This is a genomic window from Virgibacillus salexigens, assembly GCF_000723585.1.
Lineage (GTDB): Bacteria > Bacillota > Bacilli > Bacillales > Amphibacillaceae > Virgibacillus > Virgibacillus salexigens.
On record NZ_CCDP010000003.1, the window covers coordinates 432,886 to 450,458 of the forward strand.

The 17,573-nt window shown below is 33.4% G+C and carries 19 protein-coding genes; all 19 read left to right on the forward strand.

From position 1 onward, the window contains the following. Window positions 1–429: a hypothetical protein gene (locus tag BN990_RS20365; protein ID WP_038246959.1), complete on the forward strand. Its 429-nt coding sequence runs from the start codon at window positions 1–3 to the stop codon at window positions 427–429. A gap of 15 nt (window positions 430–444) precedes the next feature. Then, on the forward strand, window positions 445–768 hold the full coding sequence (locus BN990_RS20370; RefSeq protein ID WP_051739370.1) for an NINE protein: 324 nt from the start codon (window positions 445–447) through the stop codon (window positions 766–768). Between the two features lie 293 nt (window positions 769–1,061). Next, the gene (locus BN990_RS20375; RefSeq protein ID WP_038246962.1) at window positions 1,062–1,319 is read left to right on the forward strand and encodes a hypothetical protein; all 258 of its coding nucleotides are present in this window, start codon (window positions 1,062–1,064) and stop codon (window positions 1,317–1,319) included. A 135-nt stretch (window positions 1,320–1,454) separates the two neighbouring features. Then, a complete protein-coding gene (locus BN990_RS20380; protein WP_038246964.1) occupies window positions 1,455–3,071 on the forward strand; it encodes an FAD-dependent thymidylate synthase in 1,617 nt (538 codons plus the stop codon). Between the two features lie 48 nt (window positions 3,072–3,119). Continuing rightward, window positions 3,120–3,467, forward strand: a complete 348-nt coding sequence (locus BN990_RS20385) for a beta barrel domain-containing protein (RefSeq protein WP_038246966.1) — start codon at window positions 3,120–3,122, stop codon at window positions 3,465–3,467. A gap of 14 nt (window positions 3,468–3,481) precedes the next feature. Beyond that, complete coding sequence (locus BN990_RS20390) at window positions 3,482–3,820, forward strand: hypothetical protein (RefSeq protein WP_038246968.1); 339 nt, start codon at window positions 3,482–3,484, stop codon at window positions 3,818–3,820. Beyond that, window positions 3,813–4,439, forward strand: a complete 627-nt coding sequence (locus tag BN990_RS20395) for a hypothetical protein (RefSeq protein WP_038246970.1) — start codon at window positions 3,813–3,815, stop codon at window positions 4,437–4,439. The genes BN990_RS20390 and BN990_RS20395 overlap by 8 nt, the downstream gene beginning before the upstream one ends. 1 nt (window position 4,440) lies before the next feature. After that, entirely contained in the window at window positions 4,441–4,818 is a 378-nt protein-coding gene (locus tag BN990_RS20400) for a hypothetical protein (protein ID WP_038246972.1), read from the forward strand. Window positions 4,819–4,850: 32 nt separating this feature from the next. Further along, window positions 4,851–5,480 carry a hypothetical protein gene (locus BN990_RS20405; protein ID WP_038246973.1) on the forward strand — a complete coding sequence of 210 codons (630 nt, stop codon included), beginning with the start codon at window positions 4,851–4,853 and terminating at the stop codon, window positions 5,478–5,480. Further along, window positions 5,464–7,464, forward strand: a complete 2,001-nt coding sequence (locus tag BN990_RS20410; protein WP_051739372.1) for an ATP-dependent helicase — start codon at window positions 5,464–5,466, stop codon at window positions 7,462–7,464. Before BN990_RS20405 ends, BN990_RS20410 begins: the two co-directional genes overlap by 17 nt. Window positions 7,465–7,557: 93 nt before the next feature. Further along, complete coding sequence (locus BN990_RS20415) at window positions 7,558–8,541, forward strand: winged helix-turn-helix domain-containing protein (protein ID WP_038246975.1); 984 nt, start codon at window positions 7,558–7,560, stop codon at window positions 8,539–8,541. A gap of 52 nt (window positions 8,542–8,593) precedes the next feature. Beyond that, window positions 8,594–9,949, forward strand: coding sequence for a DNA primase (locus BN990_RS20420; RefSeq protein WP_038246977.1), 1,356 nt, complete (start codon window positions 8,594–8,596; stop codon window positions 9,947–9,949). A gap of 15 nt (window positions 9,950–9,964) precedes the next feature. After that, window positions 9,965–10,465 (forward strand): hypothetical protein, encoded by a 501-nt coding sequence (locus BN990_RS20425; protein WP_038246980.1) that lies wholly within the window; start codon window positions 9,965–9,967, stop codon window positions 10,463–10,465. Continuing rightward, window positions 10,449–11,105 carry a hypothetical protein gene (locus tag BN990_RS20430; RefSeq protein WP_038246983.1) on the forward strand — a complete coding sequence of 219 codons (657 nt, stop codon included), beginning with the start codon at window positions 10,449–10,451 and terminating at the stop codon, window positions 11,103–11,105. The genes BN990_RS20425 and BN990_RS20430 overlap by 17 nt, the downstream gene beginning before the upstream one ends. Window positions 11,106–11,189: 84 nt before the next feature. Then, window positions 11,190–11,624: a hypothetical protein gene (locus BN990_RS20435; RefSeq protein WP_038246985.1), complete on the forward strand. Its 435-nt coding sequence runs from the start codon at window positions 11,190–11,192 to the stop codon at window positions 11,622–11,624. A gap of 103 nt (window positions 11,625–11,727) precedes the next feature. After that, complete coding sequence (locus BN990_RS20440; RefSeq protein WP_038246987.1) at window positions 11,728–12,126, forward strand: hypothetical protein; 399 nt, start codon at window positions 11,728–11,730, stop codon at window positions 12,124–12,126. A gap of 16 nt (window positions 12,127–12,142) precedes the next feature. Beyond that, entirely contained in the window at window positions 12,143–13,408 is a 1,266-nt protein-coding gene (locus tag BN990_RS20445; protein ID WP_038246997.1) for a hypothetical protein, read from the forward strand. A gap of 19 nt (window positions 13,409–13,427) precedes the next feature. After that, on the forward strand, window positions 13,428–14,057 hold the full coding sequence (locus BN990_RS20450; protein WP_038246999.1) for a dUTP diphosphatase: 630 nt from the start codon (window positions 13,428–13,430) through the stop codon (window positions 14,055–14,057). 11 nt (window positions 14,058–14,068) lie between these two features. After that, the gene (locus BN990_RS20455; protein ID WP_038247002.1) at window positions 14,069–17,368 is read left to right on the forward strand and encodes an SNF2-related protein; all 3,300 of its coding nucleotides are present in this window, start codon (window positions 14,069–14,071) and stop codon (window positions 17,366–17,368) included. Window positions 17,369–17,573 lie beyond the last annotated feature (205 nt).

The following is a 17,573-nucleotide window of genomic DNA, read 5'->3' on the forward strand; positions in this document are numbered from 1 at the left end:
ATGCAGCTTGATAACTTCGAAAAATCTGTAGAAGAGTTTAGAGAGAAAGTTATTCCTAAAATTTTTAAAGCAGATCTATTGCCTGGGTATACTAGAGCAACATTAACTCAGATTGAAAAACACATTGTGCGTATTTCTAAAAAAGAAGTATCTGAGAATATTACAACCCTTTTATTTGCTTATGGAGTTATTTATGCACAAACCTTATCGAAAACAATTAAAGGAGCTCGATGGGATTATAAGTCAATTAGTCTTGAAACCCTTCGGGTGCGTTTGCCCATAAAAGATAATAACGGTGACTCTATTTCTGTATTGCCTATTAAGAGAGTTATAGAGCTATACAAAACCAAAGATTTAAAATTAAAGGGTCTCGTCAAACAATATGATGAGATAAGTAATGTTAATACCTTGCAAAAATCTAAAAAGTAAAAAAGGGGAAAAGAAATGCAAAACTTAAACACACAAGAAAAAATATATGTAAATTCAGAAATTGAAAAAAGAGGTAAAAGCATCCTACTAAGTTATTTGCTACTAATATTTTTGGGACCCTTAGGTATTCATCGTTTTTACTTAGGTCGAGTAGGAACTGCAATAACATTGTTGTCGCTATTTTTAATTGGTCTAATAACTTCTTGGTTGTTAATAGGTTTTATTCCATTAGCTGTTGTAGGGGTATGGATTCTCGTTGATTTATTCTTAGTGCCTGGTATTGTCCGTACATTAAATGAAAAATTAGAACAACAAATTATAAAAGAACTAAAAGGTTAGTGAATAGGGATCCAGGCTATCTGGAGTTCCCTATTGGGTAAATAAGTTTTCTTGTTTATCCAATAGGGAATGGTTGACTTTTGCTCTTTCAAACTAACCCTACAAATAGTAAGAAAGAGTAGCAGAAACAACTGCTAGAACAAATATAGCAATAGTGACGGAATAAGTAGACGTTAGGCACTCCCTTAATGAGGCTCGCTAAGGTGAAAGGAAGAAGCTTGGGTTGGATGACCTTCACCATGTAAGGTGTAAATCCTTACCTATTGCAATTTAAAAAAGGAGGGAATAGATGGGTGGATCATTCTTTTAGCCATACATTTTATTATTGCTTTAAAAAAGAGTTGAAAATGGCTATTGATCATCAAACAGAACAGCCCTGTGACTGTTTCGGGCAAGTAACCATCAATTGTGATGAGCAAATACCTGAAGATAAGCTACAACTATGGCATAAATTTAAACTGCCACTTCACAGACTTGATTTAACAATGGAAGATCTTAAGCATGTAATACCAATCTCAAAAGAAGAGTATGAAAACAATCAGTTATTTTGACAAATAGCTCTATTTATTTAGAGCGTAGAGCTGAAAAATAATATATAAAAGGATGGTGAAACACCCCTGACACCGGTAGTTTCAGCATATTCAGCTCTACGCTGTAAGTTTAATAAGCTACATAGGAGGATGGAAATGTCTAACACAAAAGAAAAGCAAACAGAAGAAACGTCTGAAGAAGTAAAAACAAATAAGGAGAAAAGTTCAGATGGGAAAAACAAATCATCAAAGCAAACTACTATTAGTGCAAAGAAAAACTCCAAAACGAGCACTAAAGAACAGAAACAACGAGACCTATCACCTTTCATTAGCAACGTGGATGGAAACGTTTATGCCATTACGAACTTACCAGAAGAATTTATTGCAACACTATTCGCATGGGTATCCCGTTCACCTAAATCATTCAAGGAAAATTTAAGCAAGGCATTAGATGAATTTCAAATCGAGGCATCTACTCACGATATTTTTAAAGGGCTAAATAAGAAAGCGAAAGATTTCCATGAAAAATGGACAGTTGGTTATGGACACTCCTCAGTTGCAGAACACGCTGTAGCGCACGTTGGCATTGAAAAAGTATCTCGGTTAATTAGTGCGGAGTTAGAATTAAGTAACACATTCTATAGTATTACGGAATACAGTCAACGCTATCAAAAGCCACAAAGAGGGGATTGGTATAATCCATTTGAAAAAAGTTCAGAACTGCATACTGACTTCGAGGACTATATGAACGAGTCTTACGATGCATTCGAAACTCTCATTAAAGGTGTTTATAACCATTTAAAGAAGAAAGATAAAGACCTGCTATCTCCTCAATCAGGAAAACAATCTGATAATGAAAAATTAAAGTTGGCTTTTGAAGATGCAAGATATGTATTACCACTTGCTATGTATACACAGTTAGGTATGAGTGCAAATGGGAGAGCATGGAGGGATGGTCTGGCCACATTAGAAACCAGCAATTACCCCGAATCATTAAAACTGAAGAATGATCTAAAAACAGAAATTTCTAAAGTGTTGCCAGTTCTTTTAAAATATGCTGATGCATCGCCTTATCAACTTGGAGTTAAAAAACATATACAACAAACTTACCAGGATATTATTACTCCAGTATCTCATGAACCTGAAGTAAGTCTTACTGGTTTAATTGACACAGAGGATTCATTGATTAAGGAAATTCTAACTACTCACTATGTTCAACATTCCTGTGTCCCTTATTCTGTAGCAGTTGGACGTGTTCTGGAAATGACTGGTGAGCAAAGAATAAAAGCCATGAAAGGCATTTTATTTAGAATGACTCACTTTGATAATCCTCCAGAAGCATTTAAAAGAGTCAAATATAACGCTGATTTGTTAGTTTCAGAGGCGAACTGGCATCAATTGCTTCGTCATAATCGTAAATCAAATTTTATTTATAGTGATCCGACACCAATACATGGATTCATAATACCCCCCAGAATTAAGGAAGCAGGGTTATCCTATATTTTAGAGGGTATGCACAAGAAATCAATGGAGATCTTTCATAAGGTTCATGAGTCTGATATCAATAATAAGTCTCTAGCCGACTATGCTGTTTTAAACGCCCATAAAAGGCGAGTATTAGCTAATTTTGATTTATGGGAGGCTTACCACCTTATTAATCTTAGAACCTCTGAGGAAGCACAATGGGATATTAAGCGTACGTTTAATACATTATATAACTTGATTGAACAATACCATCCTACCTTAATTAGTGCTGCAAAAAGAAGAAAATAAAAAAGCCTGATTACCCCTCAGGCTTCTTAGCATAAAGGAGTTTTTTTTATGAAAAAAAGGGAAGTAAAAGTTGGCCAAATATTGTTTGTAGCTTCTAATATCGCTTTTAGCACTTCTAAGCCAAGTTTAAGCAATTATGTAGTTACAAAAGTTAACACTAGAAGTTTTTATGCCCATCCTACTGATGGAGATCACATTGTTAGATTTGATAAAAGGACAATGAGATCAACCTCTCATTCCTTTGAGGTGCATCAAGCATATTTTAGTGAAAAAGAATATAGAGATCTAGTTGATCTGTACGAAAAGAAGAATTCTTTAAGAAAAGAAATCATCGAATCAGTAAAAGACTTAGAACTAAATAAGCTAGAAGAGATTACAGCAATCATTCAAAAATAAAAGGAGCGGATATCTTGAATGAAATGAAGTTAGACCAAGTTAGTACTTATATTGATAATCTAGTCCCTAATTTACCAAGAAAAAATGGTAAGTTAGAAAGTCATATTCATTATCATTCGAATATGCGTGCAATGATTCACGATTTAATAGCAGAATCAAGAAACAACGAATATCAAAAGAAACAAATTGCTTTATATGAACTAACATTTATGAAATTAGATGCATTAGTTGATCATTGTCGGTATTCACCAGATGGGAAAGTTAATTCTGAATGGATAACAGATCAAGTATGCAATTTATTATCTGAGGCAGAACAAAATATTGATATATTAAGGGAGTATAAATATGAGTAGTAGTTCATTATGGACAATAGATAACAATTTTAATGGAAATGAATATGAAGATTTTTCTAATTCATGGTTGGTATCACCAATGGTTTGGGATGTTTTATTTGAAAAATACCTTCCTCATAAGGTTCAAGGTCCATTTGGAAGGCAACGCTATATGACAGCTATTAATTTTGATCCGTCTATATTTGAGGAACTTAATAAACTAGCTTGTAATAGTGACATTAAGGAGGATAAAATCTTATGGATATTAACAAATGAACAGGTATTCCATAGTAAAGATAAACAACTTGTATCCTCATGTTTAAAAAACTTTCTTAATGTTAATTTTGAGTTAACTTCTGATTTTGGCGATCATATTCATGATAGATTCAATGAAGTAGCTGAATCAATTCTTAGCATTGATGAAAATGATCACCCTTATTTTGTTTTCAAAGGAACGTCGGTTGATGACAATGTAGAACGATGGTTTGAGACATATGACGAAGAAAGTGATGAATATATAAATGCATCTTTTGATAAGTTTAATGAAATCGTAACTGGCTTTGTTTTTATAGAAAATGACTCTGAAATCAGGTTTTTAAATAATTTAGATTACTTTAAACAAAAGAAAGAGGAGGCTTGAAATGAATGAATGGCTCTCTTTAGGTGAGATGATAGATTGCTTAAAGTCTAATGATTATGCTGAAGATGAAGAAAAAGAGTGGGTTGTCAGATGGGTTGATGAGAAATTAGTGTTTACATTTCTTAACAATAAAGGAGGACGACAAACACTATATTTAAATGATTTAAAGAAAAAATGGAGAGTCATTAGAACCTATGTAACGTACGAAGAAGCTTTCAAAGCACATATGCAACAAAAGAAAACCATTACTTATCATCATAATGGTAACTTAAAGTACACATTCAAGCATGAGCTTGAACCAGGGCAATTTAAAGAAATCTACTATGACAGTATTAATTTACATGAGATGTTAAGCAAAAAATGGACAATTGATGATTAAAGATTAAATAAAATATTTAGGGAGGTATATAGATGAAGGATCTCACGATTTCTATCTCCGAGGAACAAGAAAAATTTCTTAAACAATTTGCTTCAAAACAGTATTCAGGGGCTGATGATAATCTTATTACTGCTGATCCTTTTCATGCGGTAGAAACGAAGCAATATAAATACATTCCATATAGCTCGGATATTACTGAATTTTATGAAGATTTACCACTTGTATTTACTTCTGATGATGAGTATGACGCATGGTTTGAAGATGAAACTGAATTAATTAGGGATTGGTATGATTCTCGTGGAGAGGATTGCCCAATAGAGATAAAATCATTCTCTGAAGTTGATGGGGAAGAAATACTTACGGCTGATGGACAGGAAAAATTGATTATAGATTATGATGATTATTTTGAAGCTTATGATATAGAACTTCGAGCAATTGCATGGAAAGATTACGAATGGAAATATGTTGCATCCTTCTTTATTTTAGATGAAGCTAAGCGTTATATGAAATACCAATCACATAACTTATGTGAACCAAGAACATATACCTGGCATCCAGGTTATCAAAATCAAGGTGACTTTGTACCTTTCAGAAACCTTCTCATGAAAATAGGAACCCAATTAAACAACGAAGAGGTGACTAATAATGAAAGCAGCAGCTGAAGGCATTAATATTTTTCAAGTGGCAGGGATGTTAGCTGAATTAAATAAAGAGCAAAGAGAAGCTGCCACTACCATTAATGGAAGGATATTAGTAATAGCTGGTGCCGGGTCTGGTAAGACCAAGACACTTACTACAAGAATAGCTAACATGATTGCAAATCAAGTGAAACCTTACAATATATTTTGTGCAACGTTTACTAATAAAGCTGCCAGAGAAATGAAAGAAAGATTAAGTAAAATTATTGGTGAAGACAATACAGATAAGGTATGGATGGGAACATTTCATAGCCTGTGTGTACGTATCCTGCGAAAGCATGCTCACCTTCTTGGTTACGAGCAGAAAGAGAATAGATGTAATTTTGTAATTTATGACTCTTACGATGTATTAAAACTTATAGAACGTATTTATAAAACGATGAATATCGATGGGAAATATAAGCCAGGACTGGCTATGAACTATATCGACAATGCTAAAAATAATTTATGGACTACCGAATATTGTTTGTATAATAATGCTGATTCTGAAACACAAGAAGCTATGGCAAGAGTTTATCATCGGTATCAAGAAATTATGAAAGAATCTAATGCTATGGATTTTGGAGACTTAATCATGAACGTCGTTACTATATTAGAAGAACATCCTGAAGCAGCAGACTATTGGCAATCAAAATTTCATTATGTCATGTCTGATGAATATCAAGACACTAATCCAGCTCAATTCGCTCTATTATGTAAGCTTGCAGAACCTCATATGAATATTTTTGCTGTTGGTGATCCTGATCAATCAATATATCGGTTTCGTGGATCAGATATAAATATTATTATGGATTTTGAAAGGCATTTCTCTCCTTGTGAGATTATTAAATTGGAAGAGAATTATCGTTCTACAAACGTTGTTGTTCAAGCTGGTAATTCACTTATCTCAAATAATCCAGCCCCTTATGACAAAGTTTTACGATCAAATAAAGAAGAAGGAGATAAGATTGAGATCATTGAACTAGCTACAGAGTTTACAGAAGCAGCCTATGTAGCTAGTAAAATTAAACATATGGTTTTAGCGGAGAACTACAATTGGAGCGATTTCGCTATTCTTTATCGGGCAGGATTTCAATCAATGCCATTTGAACAGTTGTTTGTCCATAATTTTATTCCTTTCAAAGTAATAGGTGGCACTTCATTTTTTGAAAGAGAAGAGATAAAAGATGCTTCTTCTTACTTGAGAATTATATTTAATCGTAGAGATGATGCAGCTATGTTAAGAGTTTTAAACAAGCCTACTCGTGGTATTGGAAAAACGTCTCAAGATGCAGTTGAAGATTATGCCAACAATCACTCCATAAGTATTTATAAAGCTTTAAAATCGGTTGATAATATTGATTCAATAAAAAAATCTGCAGCCGGAAAGATTAAAAGTTTCCTGTCTACACTCAATCATTTAGAAGAAAAATCACAATCCAACATGGGGCTTTCTAAATACGTGCGTTACGTACTTGAACAAACTGGAATTTTTATCATGTATCGAAAACGTGCTGAAAAAGAGAAAGATGGTCATGAGCGGTTAGAAAATCTAGAAGAGTTTATTAATCTTATTGATCATTACGAGAAGAAAAACCCAAATAAACCTTTGGATGAGTTCTTACAGGAAATGTCTTTAATTACTGATTATCAAAAAGATGGAGAAGATACAACCAATGTTGTCAAGATGATGACAATGCATGGGTCCAAAGGGTTGGAGTTCCCTGTAGTTTTTAATGTTGGTTGGAATGAAAAGATATTTCCTTCTTGGAGAAGTAGTTCAGAAGTTGAATTGGAGGAAGAAAGAAGATTAGCTTACGTTGGAATTACAAGGGCTGAAGAAAAACTATTTATATCTTATTCTAATCAGCGTTCACGTCCTGATGGTAAAGGGATTCAATCTTATGATGCTTCTCGGTTTATTGATGAAATATCAGAAGATATTAGAACAAAATCAGAAATATTGTAATGTATTAAGTCTCTTTTTGGAACATACTTGACTATATGCACTTATACGTGTGTATAATAAGTAAGAGTTTCTATTATAGAGAGGAGAATATATATGCCTAAGACAACAAACAGGGTGGATCGCTCTCAGGTATATGATGAAGTATATAAAATACTAGAATCTGCACCAGGTAATGAAAAAGAAATCTCAGCCTCTGAATTGGCCGATATCTTTGATGTGCAAGCTGCAACAATGGATTATCATCTAAAAAAACTTGTAGAAAATGGAGAATTATTGTTATCAGATAAAAGAGGGCGTTACAATCGAAAGATTTATAAACTTCCTACAGATAGTTCTAAAAACAAGTCAGATGATAGTACTAACTTTTCAAGTAAAATGGATCAATATAAAAGCATGCTTCAAAACAAGTTAAAAAATAAATCATTTACTTCTAATCTTGATAAAGAGAAGAAAGAAGATAAAACAACTGTTGAAGATGAATCAAATGATATTGAGAACCAAGTAGATTATGGTACAAATAAGGTTGTTCCAATTAGAGAAGAAGATGAAAAGCAAGAAGAATCATTAGATGAAAATTACATCGATTATTATGATAACTCGAATTATAATGATGATGTATCCTTGGATGCTAAAATCGAAAACTTTTTATATCAATCTCGAAATGTACCAACTGCTGAAAAGCTTTTAAATCAACAAGATAGAGAAGTTTTATCAGTAATGAACGAAAGTATTCAACAGCATATTATCTATTTAAAAGATCTCTCTGAACAGTTGTCTACCGTTCAAAACAAAGAGCTTATACAACAGCTTATCGATGAACGTAATGATTATTTAAAAGAAAAAGATCAAATGCAAAATGAAATTGATATACTACGCAATCAACTAGAACATCAAAAAGGAAACTTTGATTTAGATCCAAAACGTATACGTTTAATCCAGCAAAACCTATTTAATGTTTTAGATACGTATTTAGACCAACCAAATCATACACTTGCTCTAGGTAGAAAAGAGTTTAGAAAAGCAATGACTACCCAGATCAATGATGCATTCCGGTATATTCTAAACTTAGAGAAATAAAATTCATAAGCCTATCGGCTTTTTATGGGATAAAAATGGAGGTGTTTATTCTGTGAAACGACATTATCCCACGGAATTTCTAGATCAATTACAACAACAAGCAAATCTTGTAGAGATAATTTCATCTTATACGCAAGTAGAAAAGATGGGAAAAAATTACTTGGCTCAATGTCCATTTCATGATGATCACACACCGAGTCTTCAAATTAACCCAGAGACAAATACATTTTATTGCCATGCTTGTGCTGCCGGCTCAAAAAACCACAGTGAAGTTAAAGCATGTAATGCTATTGGTTTTATTCAACATATAGAAAAGATACCTTTTCCAGAGGCAGTGGAGAAATTAGCGCTTATAGTTGGTTTATCACTGCCCAACTTATCTCCCCAGCAACAAGCTGAATTAGAGAGACGTTCAGAATGGCTTGAATTAATGTCAAAAGTAGGTGAAACTTTTCACCATAACTTAAAAAACAATCAAAATTCTCTTCAGTATCTTGGAAACAGAGGAATAACTCATTTAGATATTGATATATGGAAACTAGGGTATTGCGGAGATGAAACACATCAAAATTTTGCTAATTTAAGGAATCGTATTGTCTTCCCACTTTTTGATTACAATGGTGATATTGTATCTTTTACGGGAAGAGTGCCTTTTTCCACTATATTGCTTAAACAGTTAAATGAAAAAGCAAAAGAGAAAAACCAGAAAACACAACCGAAATATAAGGATACTCATGGCGTAAATAAAGGGGATCATTTATTTGGCATGCATATTGCTAAAGAATATATACGCCAATCAAGAATTGCTATTATTGTTGAAGGTTGGACCGATGTTATTTCCCTGCACCGCCACGGTGCTAAAAATGCTGTTTCTACGATGGGGGTAGCTTTGACTCAGAATCAGATCAATTTATTAAAAAGAGCTGGTGCAAAGCAAGTAATTCTAATGAGAGATGGAGATGCTGCAGGGATACTTGCAACAGAAAGAGATCACAAATTATTACTTGATCATGATATCAAATGTTTTATTTACCCTTTAGAAAATGGAATGGATCCAGACAACTTATGTTTATCCTTTGGTTACTATAATGAGAACTTGTTAAAACAAATCTATCGTTTTATGCAACCAATCGAGCAATATAAAATAGCAAAAATATATAAAGAAACGCAAGATGATATTTTATATCATTATGGAATTATTAATCAGACACAAGAAGATCGTTTAGAAAAAGTATTAGATGTTTTGATAACCATTAATGATCCAGTAGAATTGGATATTTATATTCGTCAATTATCTAATTTACTTTTGATCTCGTATGATGCCATCAAAGATAAGATACGTTATAGAAGAGAAAAGGAATCACAACAGCAAGCAAAAAGTATAAATCCAGCTTTTACGCCTGCTTAAAGAGAGGTCAGAGATATGAGCAATTATTTACATGCAACATTATATTTTCCACTATCTAAATTAGATAAGGAAGTTAATCATTTAATATCTAAACTGAATTCAGGTCTTATTTACAAACAATTGGAACATCTTGATATCGTTAAGGTCCAAGATCCATATGCAATAAATGGTGAATTTCTAGACCTTGAATATTTGCTTGTTAAAAAAGATATTCCGTTTGACCGATACACAGAGGATATTCATCCGGAGGATCCCGAAGCAATAACAAAAATCGTTTTCTATAGATCAGAAAGTTCTTATACCTCATTTGAAGTCCTTACAAATAAAGTACCGTCAGTTTCTACAAAAGAACTGTACGATTTGATGAAATCATATGCAAACAAAAGGATTACAAATGGTGATCTTTTAATAAGAATTTCCGAACTAATTGAAAGTAATGATCCCCTATTGGTTTCAAAAATAAAACCTTTAGTAGACTACAAAAAGGAGGACATTGATCATGGGGAACTGGAATAATAACTTGGATAATTATGAAAGGGTTAAAGAAAGAAAATTACGTTTAATAAAGGATTATCCAAATAGTGTTATTATGCCTATATTTCTTTCTGATACTTCATTTGCTTTTAATTACGCTCTTATTGGTGCATTAATATGGACAGATAAAAAAGTATTTGAAGAGTTATCTGCTGAGTCTCTAAATACTATATCAGAACTTTCTAAGGCTGCTACACCTCAAAATGCTGGTATCATTATGACTAATATAGCAATTGCATCAAAAGCAAGTTCAAGTGGTTATTCTTTATCAATCGCTGGAGGAAAGGGTGCAGATAAAGCTTCATGGGTGGAAAATGCAGAGGAATCAGCCGTTGGTCGTGCCCTAGATAATTTAGGTTATCATTCCAACGCACCATCTAGAGAAGAAATGGAGAAAGTAGCTTACACAGAAGATGCCTTAAATAGTAGACAGGCTGCAGTAATGGAACTTGATAACTTAATGTCACAATTGATTAATAAAGGATACGATCCAGCTTACATTCAACAACAGTGTTCACAAATAGCCGGTCGTCAAATAAACAATTTCTCAGATCTGTCAAATGATCAAATGGCCCATGTTAAGAATATATTTCTAAACTACTTACAACAAAATGCAGGATAAATCCTTAAGAAATATTTCATCATAAAAATTGCAATCCTTCTAGAATCTATGATTAAATGGTAAATAATAAGAGGAGGAGTTAGCATGGGTGCAAAAGATCTATTAAGACAATCTCATATGACTGGTAAGGTACAAGTTCCAGAAAAGAAAGAGCCTAAAGAAGAAAATGTCGAGATGGAACTACCAACAAAAGAAGAAACTGTTGAACCTAAAAAGACAAAGCCTAAAAAACAAACACCTTCTAGTGGAATGTATCAAGTAAAAAGAGATGATGTTGATCTAGCTGAGTATGGTGTCAAACCAGATATCACTAACTTTCAATTATATAATTATGAGTTAAGCGAATTTCTTACGTCTTTTAGTAAGCAAAATAAAAAACATGGTGGTAATCCCATAACTAAATCCCAACTAATGGAGACTATTTTAGGTTTTGCTTTTTATGATATGGAATTAAAGCCAGAGGGGTTTGAAAACCCTCAAGATTTATTAGCACATTTACAAGAAAAGATTAAAAAATAAACAATATAATGCAAAAATAAGAGCGATTTGCTCAATCAATATACGCAAATCGCTTTATTCATGATATAATATGTAATGCATTACATTCAGGAGTGAATACATTATGGAACTAGTCACAGCATATCTGTATATGACTTCCCCCATACCATCTGAAAATATATCTGCAAAAAGCTTTTATAAACTAAAAGAGAACAACTGGTATCAGGACAATAGAGGATCACAGAAGTTTCAAATTTTGAATAAACGTTTCAAGATAGATCAAAACTGGTATAAAGTTGGAATACGCTTTGAAAGGAGTCAAGATAACTATGTATTAAATACACCAATTCCTTTCTTTATTACAGAGGCAGAAACAGATAATGGGCAAGTATTTACAGATAAAGTCGTGCATCATGGAAGAAAAGTAAAACACACACTTGGCTACCTGCATAAAGGTATACCAATTGAATTAATTGATGCTGTTATTCAAGATTTGAAAGAGCATCTAATCTACACTAATTAAAAAGGGGAGGATATCTATGTACAAAAGCTATTATTTGAACGATCCTATAAGTGAATATGCGATGAAAATTTTATCCATGTATCTAAACTTTCCTGAAGATCAACCAATAACAGCTGTTGATTTTAGAGCAAGAGATGGGAAATTAATTGAAAAATTAACAAGCAAACATAAGGGGCCAAAGCATCTATACGCTGTTGAAAAAGACTCTTACTTTACTTCACAAATGAGACAAAGTGAAAAGTATGAAAAAGTATCAACATCACATTATAAATCGGAAGCCCGTATATCAAAAGAAGCATTCTCGTTAGCAATTATTGATCCAATTATATCTAATGTTGTACAAAGTGAATTATTTGATGCAGTTGATACATTTGTAGAGCCTGATTTTGAAAAAGAAGAAAGAGAAAGACTCCAGAAAGCTGAATCTTATAATAATATTGGTTTTGATTTTAATACTGTAGATGTAACTGAAGAAGAACAAGAAAAGGCTAAAGAAGATTTTGAAAAGAAATTAGAAAAATCCATAAAGAATAGGCGTCTTGCTTTTAGAAGAGCACTACGTGAACAAGAGAAAAAGATTTCTCTAGAAAGAAGCGATAATTTCTTATTAGCAAAAGCAACTGAACACCTTATGCCTGGTGGTGTTCTGGTAATGATTACACCTAAAGAAATGATTGATACAGCAGTAACCTTAAGACTTGGGAATCAATTTGAAGATATTCGAATACTTCGTTTAGAAGAAGATGAGTACTTAGATAAACGAAAGTGTATTATTTTAGCTAAGAAAAAGAAAGAAAAAAGTTTACAAGACCGTACCATAGGTTATTCTCTAGCAGAAACAAAGCTAACTCCCTTTTCGCAGCTTAAAGAAATTGCACCACAAGCTGAAGGCATATATTTTGTGCCAACACAGAGCAATGATGCAGTTGAATTATTTAGAGTAGGACCATTAACTTCAGGTGAAGTATTGGAAGCCGTTCAAAAGTCTTCTTTGTTAGATACTTATAAAGAAAGTTATTCACAAGTATTAACGGACCCTAACCCTGTAGCTCCGACTCCACTTCATAAAGGTCACATTATGTTATTACTTACAAGTGGATTCCTAAATGGTTACATTGGAAAAGGCGTAAACCAACACCTTGTAAAAGGGAATGCTATTAAGATGACCAGAGAAAGTCGTGAAACGGATGATGATGGTGTCGAAACAATAAAAGAACGGGAATACTATCACATTTCAGTAAAGTACTTAAATAACAAAGGTGAATTTCACAAGTTAATGTAATCAGGGAGGAGAGGAAATAGTGAAATTAAATAAATTATTCTCAGTTCAAAAAGAATACAATGATCAAGTAAAAAAAGAGCATAGCCTACAAAATCAGAACTTATTGTCACAAGAAATTTTAGCATTACAGGTTAAGGTGGGGCAATCCGCTAATGAATGGCGTGGGTTTAAGTTTTGGAGTGAGGATAGGGCGCCAAGAACGGAATACATTTGTAAGGTATGTGAAGGTAGTGAAGAAATATCAAGAGAAACAGCAATCGGTCACCCCGAAGATGGTTATGATGTTTTCGAAGTGGATGTGAATTGTCCATTATGTGAGGATGTTGAAAAAGATAAAAACCCACTACTAGAAGAATACGTAGACTGCCTAAGTTTTATTTTGAGTATTGGGTTATACGATCCCCGTTATAAAAGAGCAGATATCACACCTAGAAAAATGGATAGTGTATTGGATCAGTTTATATATATAGGCAATAAAATAGGGGATTTTGCTTGTTATAGAACTAGAGGCAACTATCAGCAATTGATTAATTACTTCCTTGGTTTGGGTAGAATGTTACAATTCACAGACGATCAAATTGAAGAAGCTTATTTGTGTAAATTTGATACAAAAAATCATAAAAGCAATGCTGAGTTAAAAAATATATAAGGAGGTAGAGTATGGCTACATTTCATTCAGATGAGATATATAAGCTTGAAGTTTATAATGGAAGAGCTGGCGGAGACAGAGACGTATTTGTTGATCTATTAATAACTTCACAGGCTAGAAGTAAAGAAATTTACTTAGCAAGTATTAGTGGATCTGATAATGATGTGAAGCAAGTCTCTTGGCTGTTCCAAGAAGGCAAGAAAACTGGTCGTTTTAGAAGAGCAGAAGGTAATGTGTTTGAAGATGATCATATAAAAAGGAATATTTTCACACATGCAAAGAAGAATCAGTACACAGAACATAAAACAAAGCTTGGTGATGTATCACAAACACTATTAGTTTCAAAAAGCATCAATCCTAAAACGAAAGAAAGACAAGATTGGCAAATGGATGAGGATAGACGTAATCCTACTATTAATAGAATGATTCCTGATGATTTAGCTGAATTAGTCATAGCCTGGGATGGTGATGTTGAAACACAGATATATAAGGTTTTAAATGATCGTTATGGAACGCCAATGATTGAAGAATGGAAAGACTTTATTGTTGAATCATTGATTGATGAAGGGTATTACAAACCATTGGAAGTTTATACATTTGGTATAGAGAACCCTGTTGAAGCTGGATTAATTAAAGTAACCGAGAGGCAATTAGAGAGTATTATCTCAGAAGGAATTACATCATATGAGTTAGATTTTGCTTTATTAGAAGACCCCACACAGGAAGATGTTTTGTCCGGTTTAAATTCAATTGATGATTATTTAAGTCACTTTGCTGGAGATCTGGCAGAATGCATTCAAGAAAATATTGAATTGCGTTTCGATCCTAAGAAAGATAAGCACCATCCAGCATTCAAAGATGTAAACCTGACTGCTAATGAGCATGGACTGACAGGCTTGTTTCCACCACAAGCTGACACTGTTATGGGAGTAGCAAATACACTTAAAGAAGATAATTATGCTTTTGTCATAGGTGAAATGGGTGCGGGAAAAACTCCAATAGGAATGGTTTCCCCTTATTTAGCACAAGCTGTATCTAGTCGTGACGGGAGCGTTAAACCGTATCGCTCATTAGTCTTTTCTCCTAGCATTATGGTTGAGAAGTGGAAGCGAGAGATTAAAGAACGTATTCCTAATTGTGAAGTACACGAAATCTCCCATTGGCAAGATGTATTACAGCTAAAGAATAAGCCTTATCGACCAACTAAAATTGAATATTATGTAATGAACAGCGATTTACCGAAATACACGTATCCAATGGAACCAGTTAAGGATTGGCGCTACTCAAATGAAGATGCAAAGGCATATTGGTCAAGATATAAAGAAGATATGCACTTAAATGGGCAAACAAAAATGAACCGCCCTAAATTACGTTTTAAGAAAGATATTATTCATAATTATGTAACTGGTCATGATACAGCGACTTATAAATCGACTGAAACAGCCTTTCATTGCCCTAAATGTGGTGGAAAACTAGAAGAAAAGAAGGACACTTCAGCAGGACCTCATTTCTTTGAACAACGTACTGGTCGTAAATGGGCAACAAAGATTAAGAAAGATACTAATTATGTTTGTAAAAACACCGTTCAAACAAAGTACTTACCTAAAGAAGAGATAATTGATCCAAGTAAACGGGAACAAGAATGTGGTTTTGTATTATGGCAGCCAGAAAAGCTAGAGGCCGGTTCAAAGAAAAGAAAGGTTTCTCCAGCTTGGGCAATTAATAAGTTCTTACGTAGAGGCTTCTTTAAATATCTTATTGCGGATGAAGTTCATGAGTATAAATCTGGTGACTCTACAACTGCTCAAGCTTTTGGACAACTCATTAATCATACCGAGAAACAGATATTGCTAACTGGTACATTAATGGGTGGAATGGCTAGCGACATATTCTACTTACTTGCACGTCTAGATCCAAAGCGTTTATTGAAAGAAAGTATCACTTACAAAGACGAAGCTTTATTTACACAACGTTATGGTGTATTTGAAAAGAAATCAAAGAATCGTGAAAATGGCAGAAGACAAACCAGTTCTAATAAGAAGCCAGGGATATCACCACACTTATTTCCTGTTTATCTTATGAGAAACTGTGCCTTCTTAGAATTAAGCGACTTAGGTTATGCATTACCTCCTTATCAGGAGATTCCAGTATTTGTTGAAATGCATCCTCAGCAAGCAAGACATTACAAGAAATTAGAAGAAGAATTAGGAAATCAGATGAGAAGTAATGCGTTCTTGGGTGGAATGAAATATGTTTCAACATACATTAATACCATGAATCAGTATTCAGATCTTCCTTTCAACTTTAATGATATTAATAGCTATGATGAAAATGGAAATTCAGTTACTTTAGCTACACCTTATTCATTTAATCCTGATGAGTTTAACCCACCTAAGTTTGATCGAATGCTAATGGATATAGATGAAGAATTATTTAATCAAGAAAAGAAGAGAAAGTGCCTTATCTATGTAAAATATACTGGCTCTAACTCATATAATCAAGCGGATACGTATCTTTACAATAAGTTAAAACATCTTGGATACAACGTTGGTATACTTCGCTCATCAGGTTCCTATGACGGGATTAAAATGCCAAAGCGATCTAAAGATCGAGAGCAATGGCTAAAAGACCAGATGAAACAACATGATTGGGATATTCTTATTACAAATCCGAAACTAGTTAAGGTTGGTTTAGACTTATTGGATTTCCCTAATATTATGTATTATCAAATGGATTACAGTACCTATGATTACATGCAGTCATCAAGAAGATCTTGGAGGATTAAACAAACGGAAGATGTGAAAGTATTTACGTATTCTTACCGTAATTCTATTCAAGATCAAGTACTTGAGCATGTTGCAACAAAAATAGATGCAGCAATGGCAATGCAAGGGAAGTTCAGTGAAGAAGGTCTACGTTCAATGGCTGATTCTAATGATGGTGTTCATTCTCTAGCTAAGAAATTGTTGGATGAAGGAACGCTAGATAACGTTGAAACTATTCATGAACGATTCCAACGACTTAATCAATCATACGAAGAACTTCAAACTGCAAATTATGAAGATTACGACCATTATGAAGTGAATCCAATTGAAGGCGGTATGGAAACCGTTAAGCAAATTGCTCAAGGTCTGATTAAAGAATTCGAAGAAAAGGTTTCTTCTGGCACTGCTACAGTAGAAGATCTAGCTGCATATATGGAGAAATTCGATGAAATGATGCAAGTTGTAGATGATGCAAAAGCTTATAATAAAGGTAAAAAGAAGAAAGAAAAAGTAGTAGAAGGACAAGTAGCCCTAGCATTGTTCTAGGGTTACTTCCTAAAAACTACTATATAGGAGGTGTGGAAGATGATAAGCATTTCACTAAAAGAAGTTCTTAATATTATTTTTATGGTATTTATTATATATATAGTTATTTGCATTTTATGGCAAAACGCAGAATTATTGATATATGGTGAAAGAACTTATAGAGTTCTTGATGATATAGTTGCTTTAATACTATCTTTTTCATTAA

Bases quoted from the DNA above. Each gene is read 5' to 3' on its own strand.
- BN990_RS20410 (WP_051739372.1), top strand. From the start codon at position 5,464: ATGAAAGCAGCAGCTGAAGGCATTAATATTTTTCAAGTGGCAGGGATG.
- BN990_RS20370 (WP_051739370.1), top strand. From the start codon at position 445: ATGCAAAACTTAAACACACAAGAAAAAATATATGTAAATTCAGAAATT.
- BN990_RS20415 (WP_038246975.1), top strand. From the start codon at position 7,558: ATGCCTAAGACAACAAACAGGGTGGATCGCTCTCAGGTATATGATGAA.
- BN990_RS20435 (WP_038246985.1), top strand. From the start codon at position 11,190: ATGGGTGCAAAAGATCTATTAAGACAATCTCATATGACTGGTAAGGTA.
- BN990_RS20455 (WP_038247002.1), top strand. From the start codon at position 14,069: ATGGCTACATTTCATTCAGATGAGATATATAAGCTTGAAGTTTATAAT.
- BN990_RS20380 (WP_038246964.1), top strand. From the start codon at position 1,455: ATGTCTAACACAAAAGAAAAGCAAACAGAAGAAACGTCTGAAGAAGTA.
- BN990_RS20445 (WP_038246997.1), top strand. From the start codon at position 12,143: ATGTACAAAAGCTATTATTTGAACGATCCTATAAGTGAATATGCGATG.
- BN990_RS20425 (WP_038246980.1), top strand. From the start codon at position 9,965: ATGAGCAATTATTTACATGCAACATTATATTTTCCACTATCTAAATTA.
- BN990_RS20405 (WP_038246973.1), top strand. From the start codon at position 4,851: ATGAAGGATCTCACGATTTCTATCTCCGAGGAACAAGAAAAATTTCTT.
- BN990_RS20440 (WP_038246987.1), top strand. From the start codon at position 11,728: ATGGAACTAGTCACAGCATATCTGTATATGACTTCCCCCATACCATCT.
- BN990_RS20430 (WP_038246983.1), top strand. From the start codon at position 10,449: ATGGGGAACTGGAATAATAACTTGGATAATTATGAAAGGGTTAAAGAA.
- BN990_RS20400 (WP_038246972.1), top strand. From the start codon at position 4,441: ATGAATGAATGGCTCTCTTTAGGTGAGATGATAGATTGCTTAAAGTCT.
- BN990_RS20395 (WP_038246970.1), top strand. From the start codon at position 3,813: ATGAGTAGTAGTTCATTATGGACAATAGATAACAATTTTAATGGAAAT.
- BN990_RS20365 (WP_038246959.1), top strand. From the start codon at position 1: ATGCAGCTTGATAACTTCGAAAAATCTGTAGAAGAGTTTAGAGAGAAA.
- BN990_RS20385 (WP_038246966.1), top strand. From the start codon at position 3,120: ATGAAAAAAAGGGAAGTAAAAGTTGGCCAAATATTGTTTGTAGCTTCT.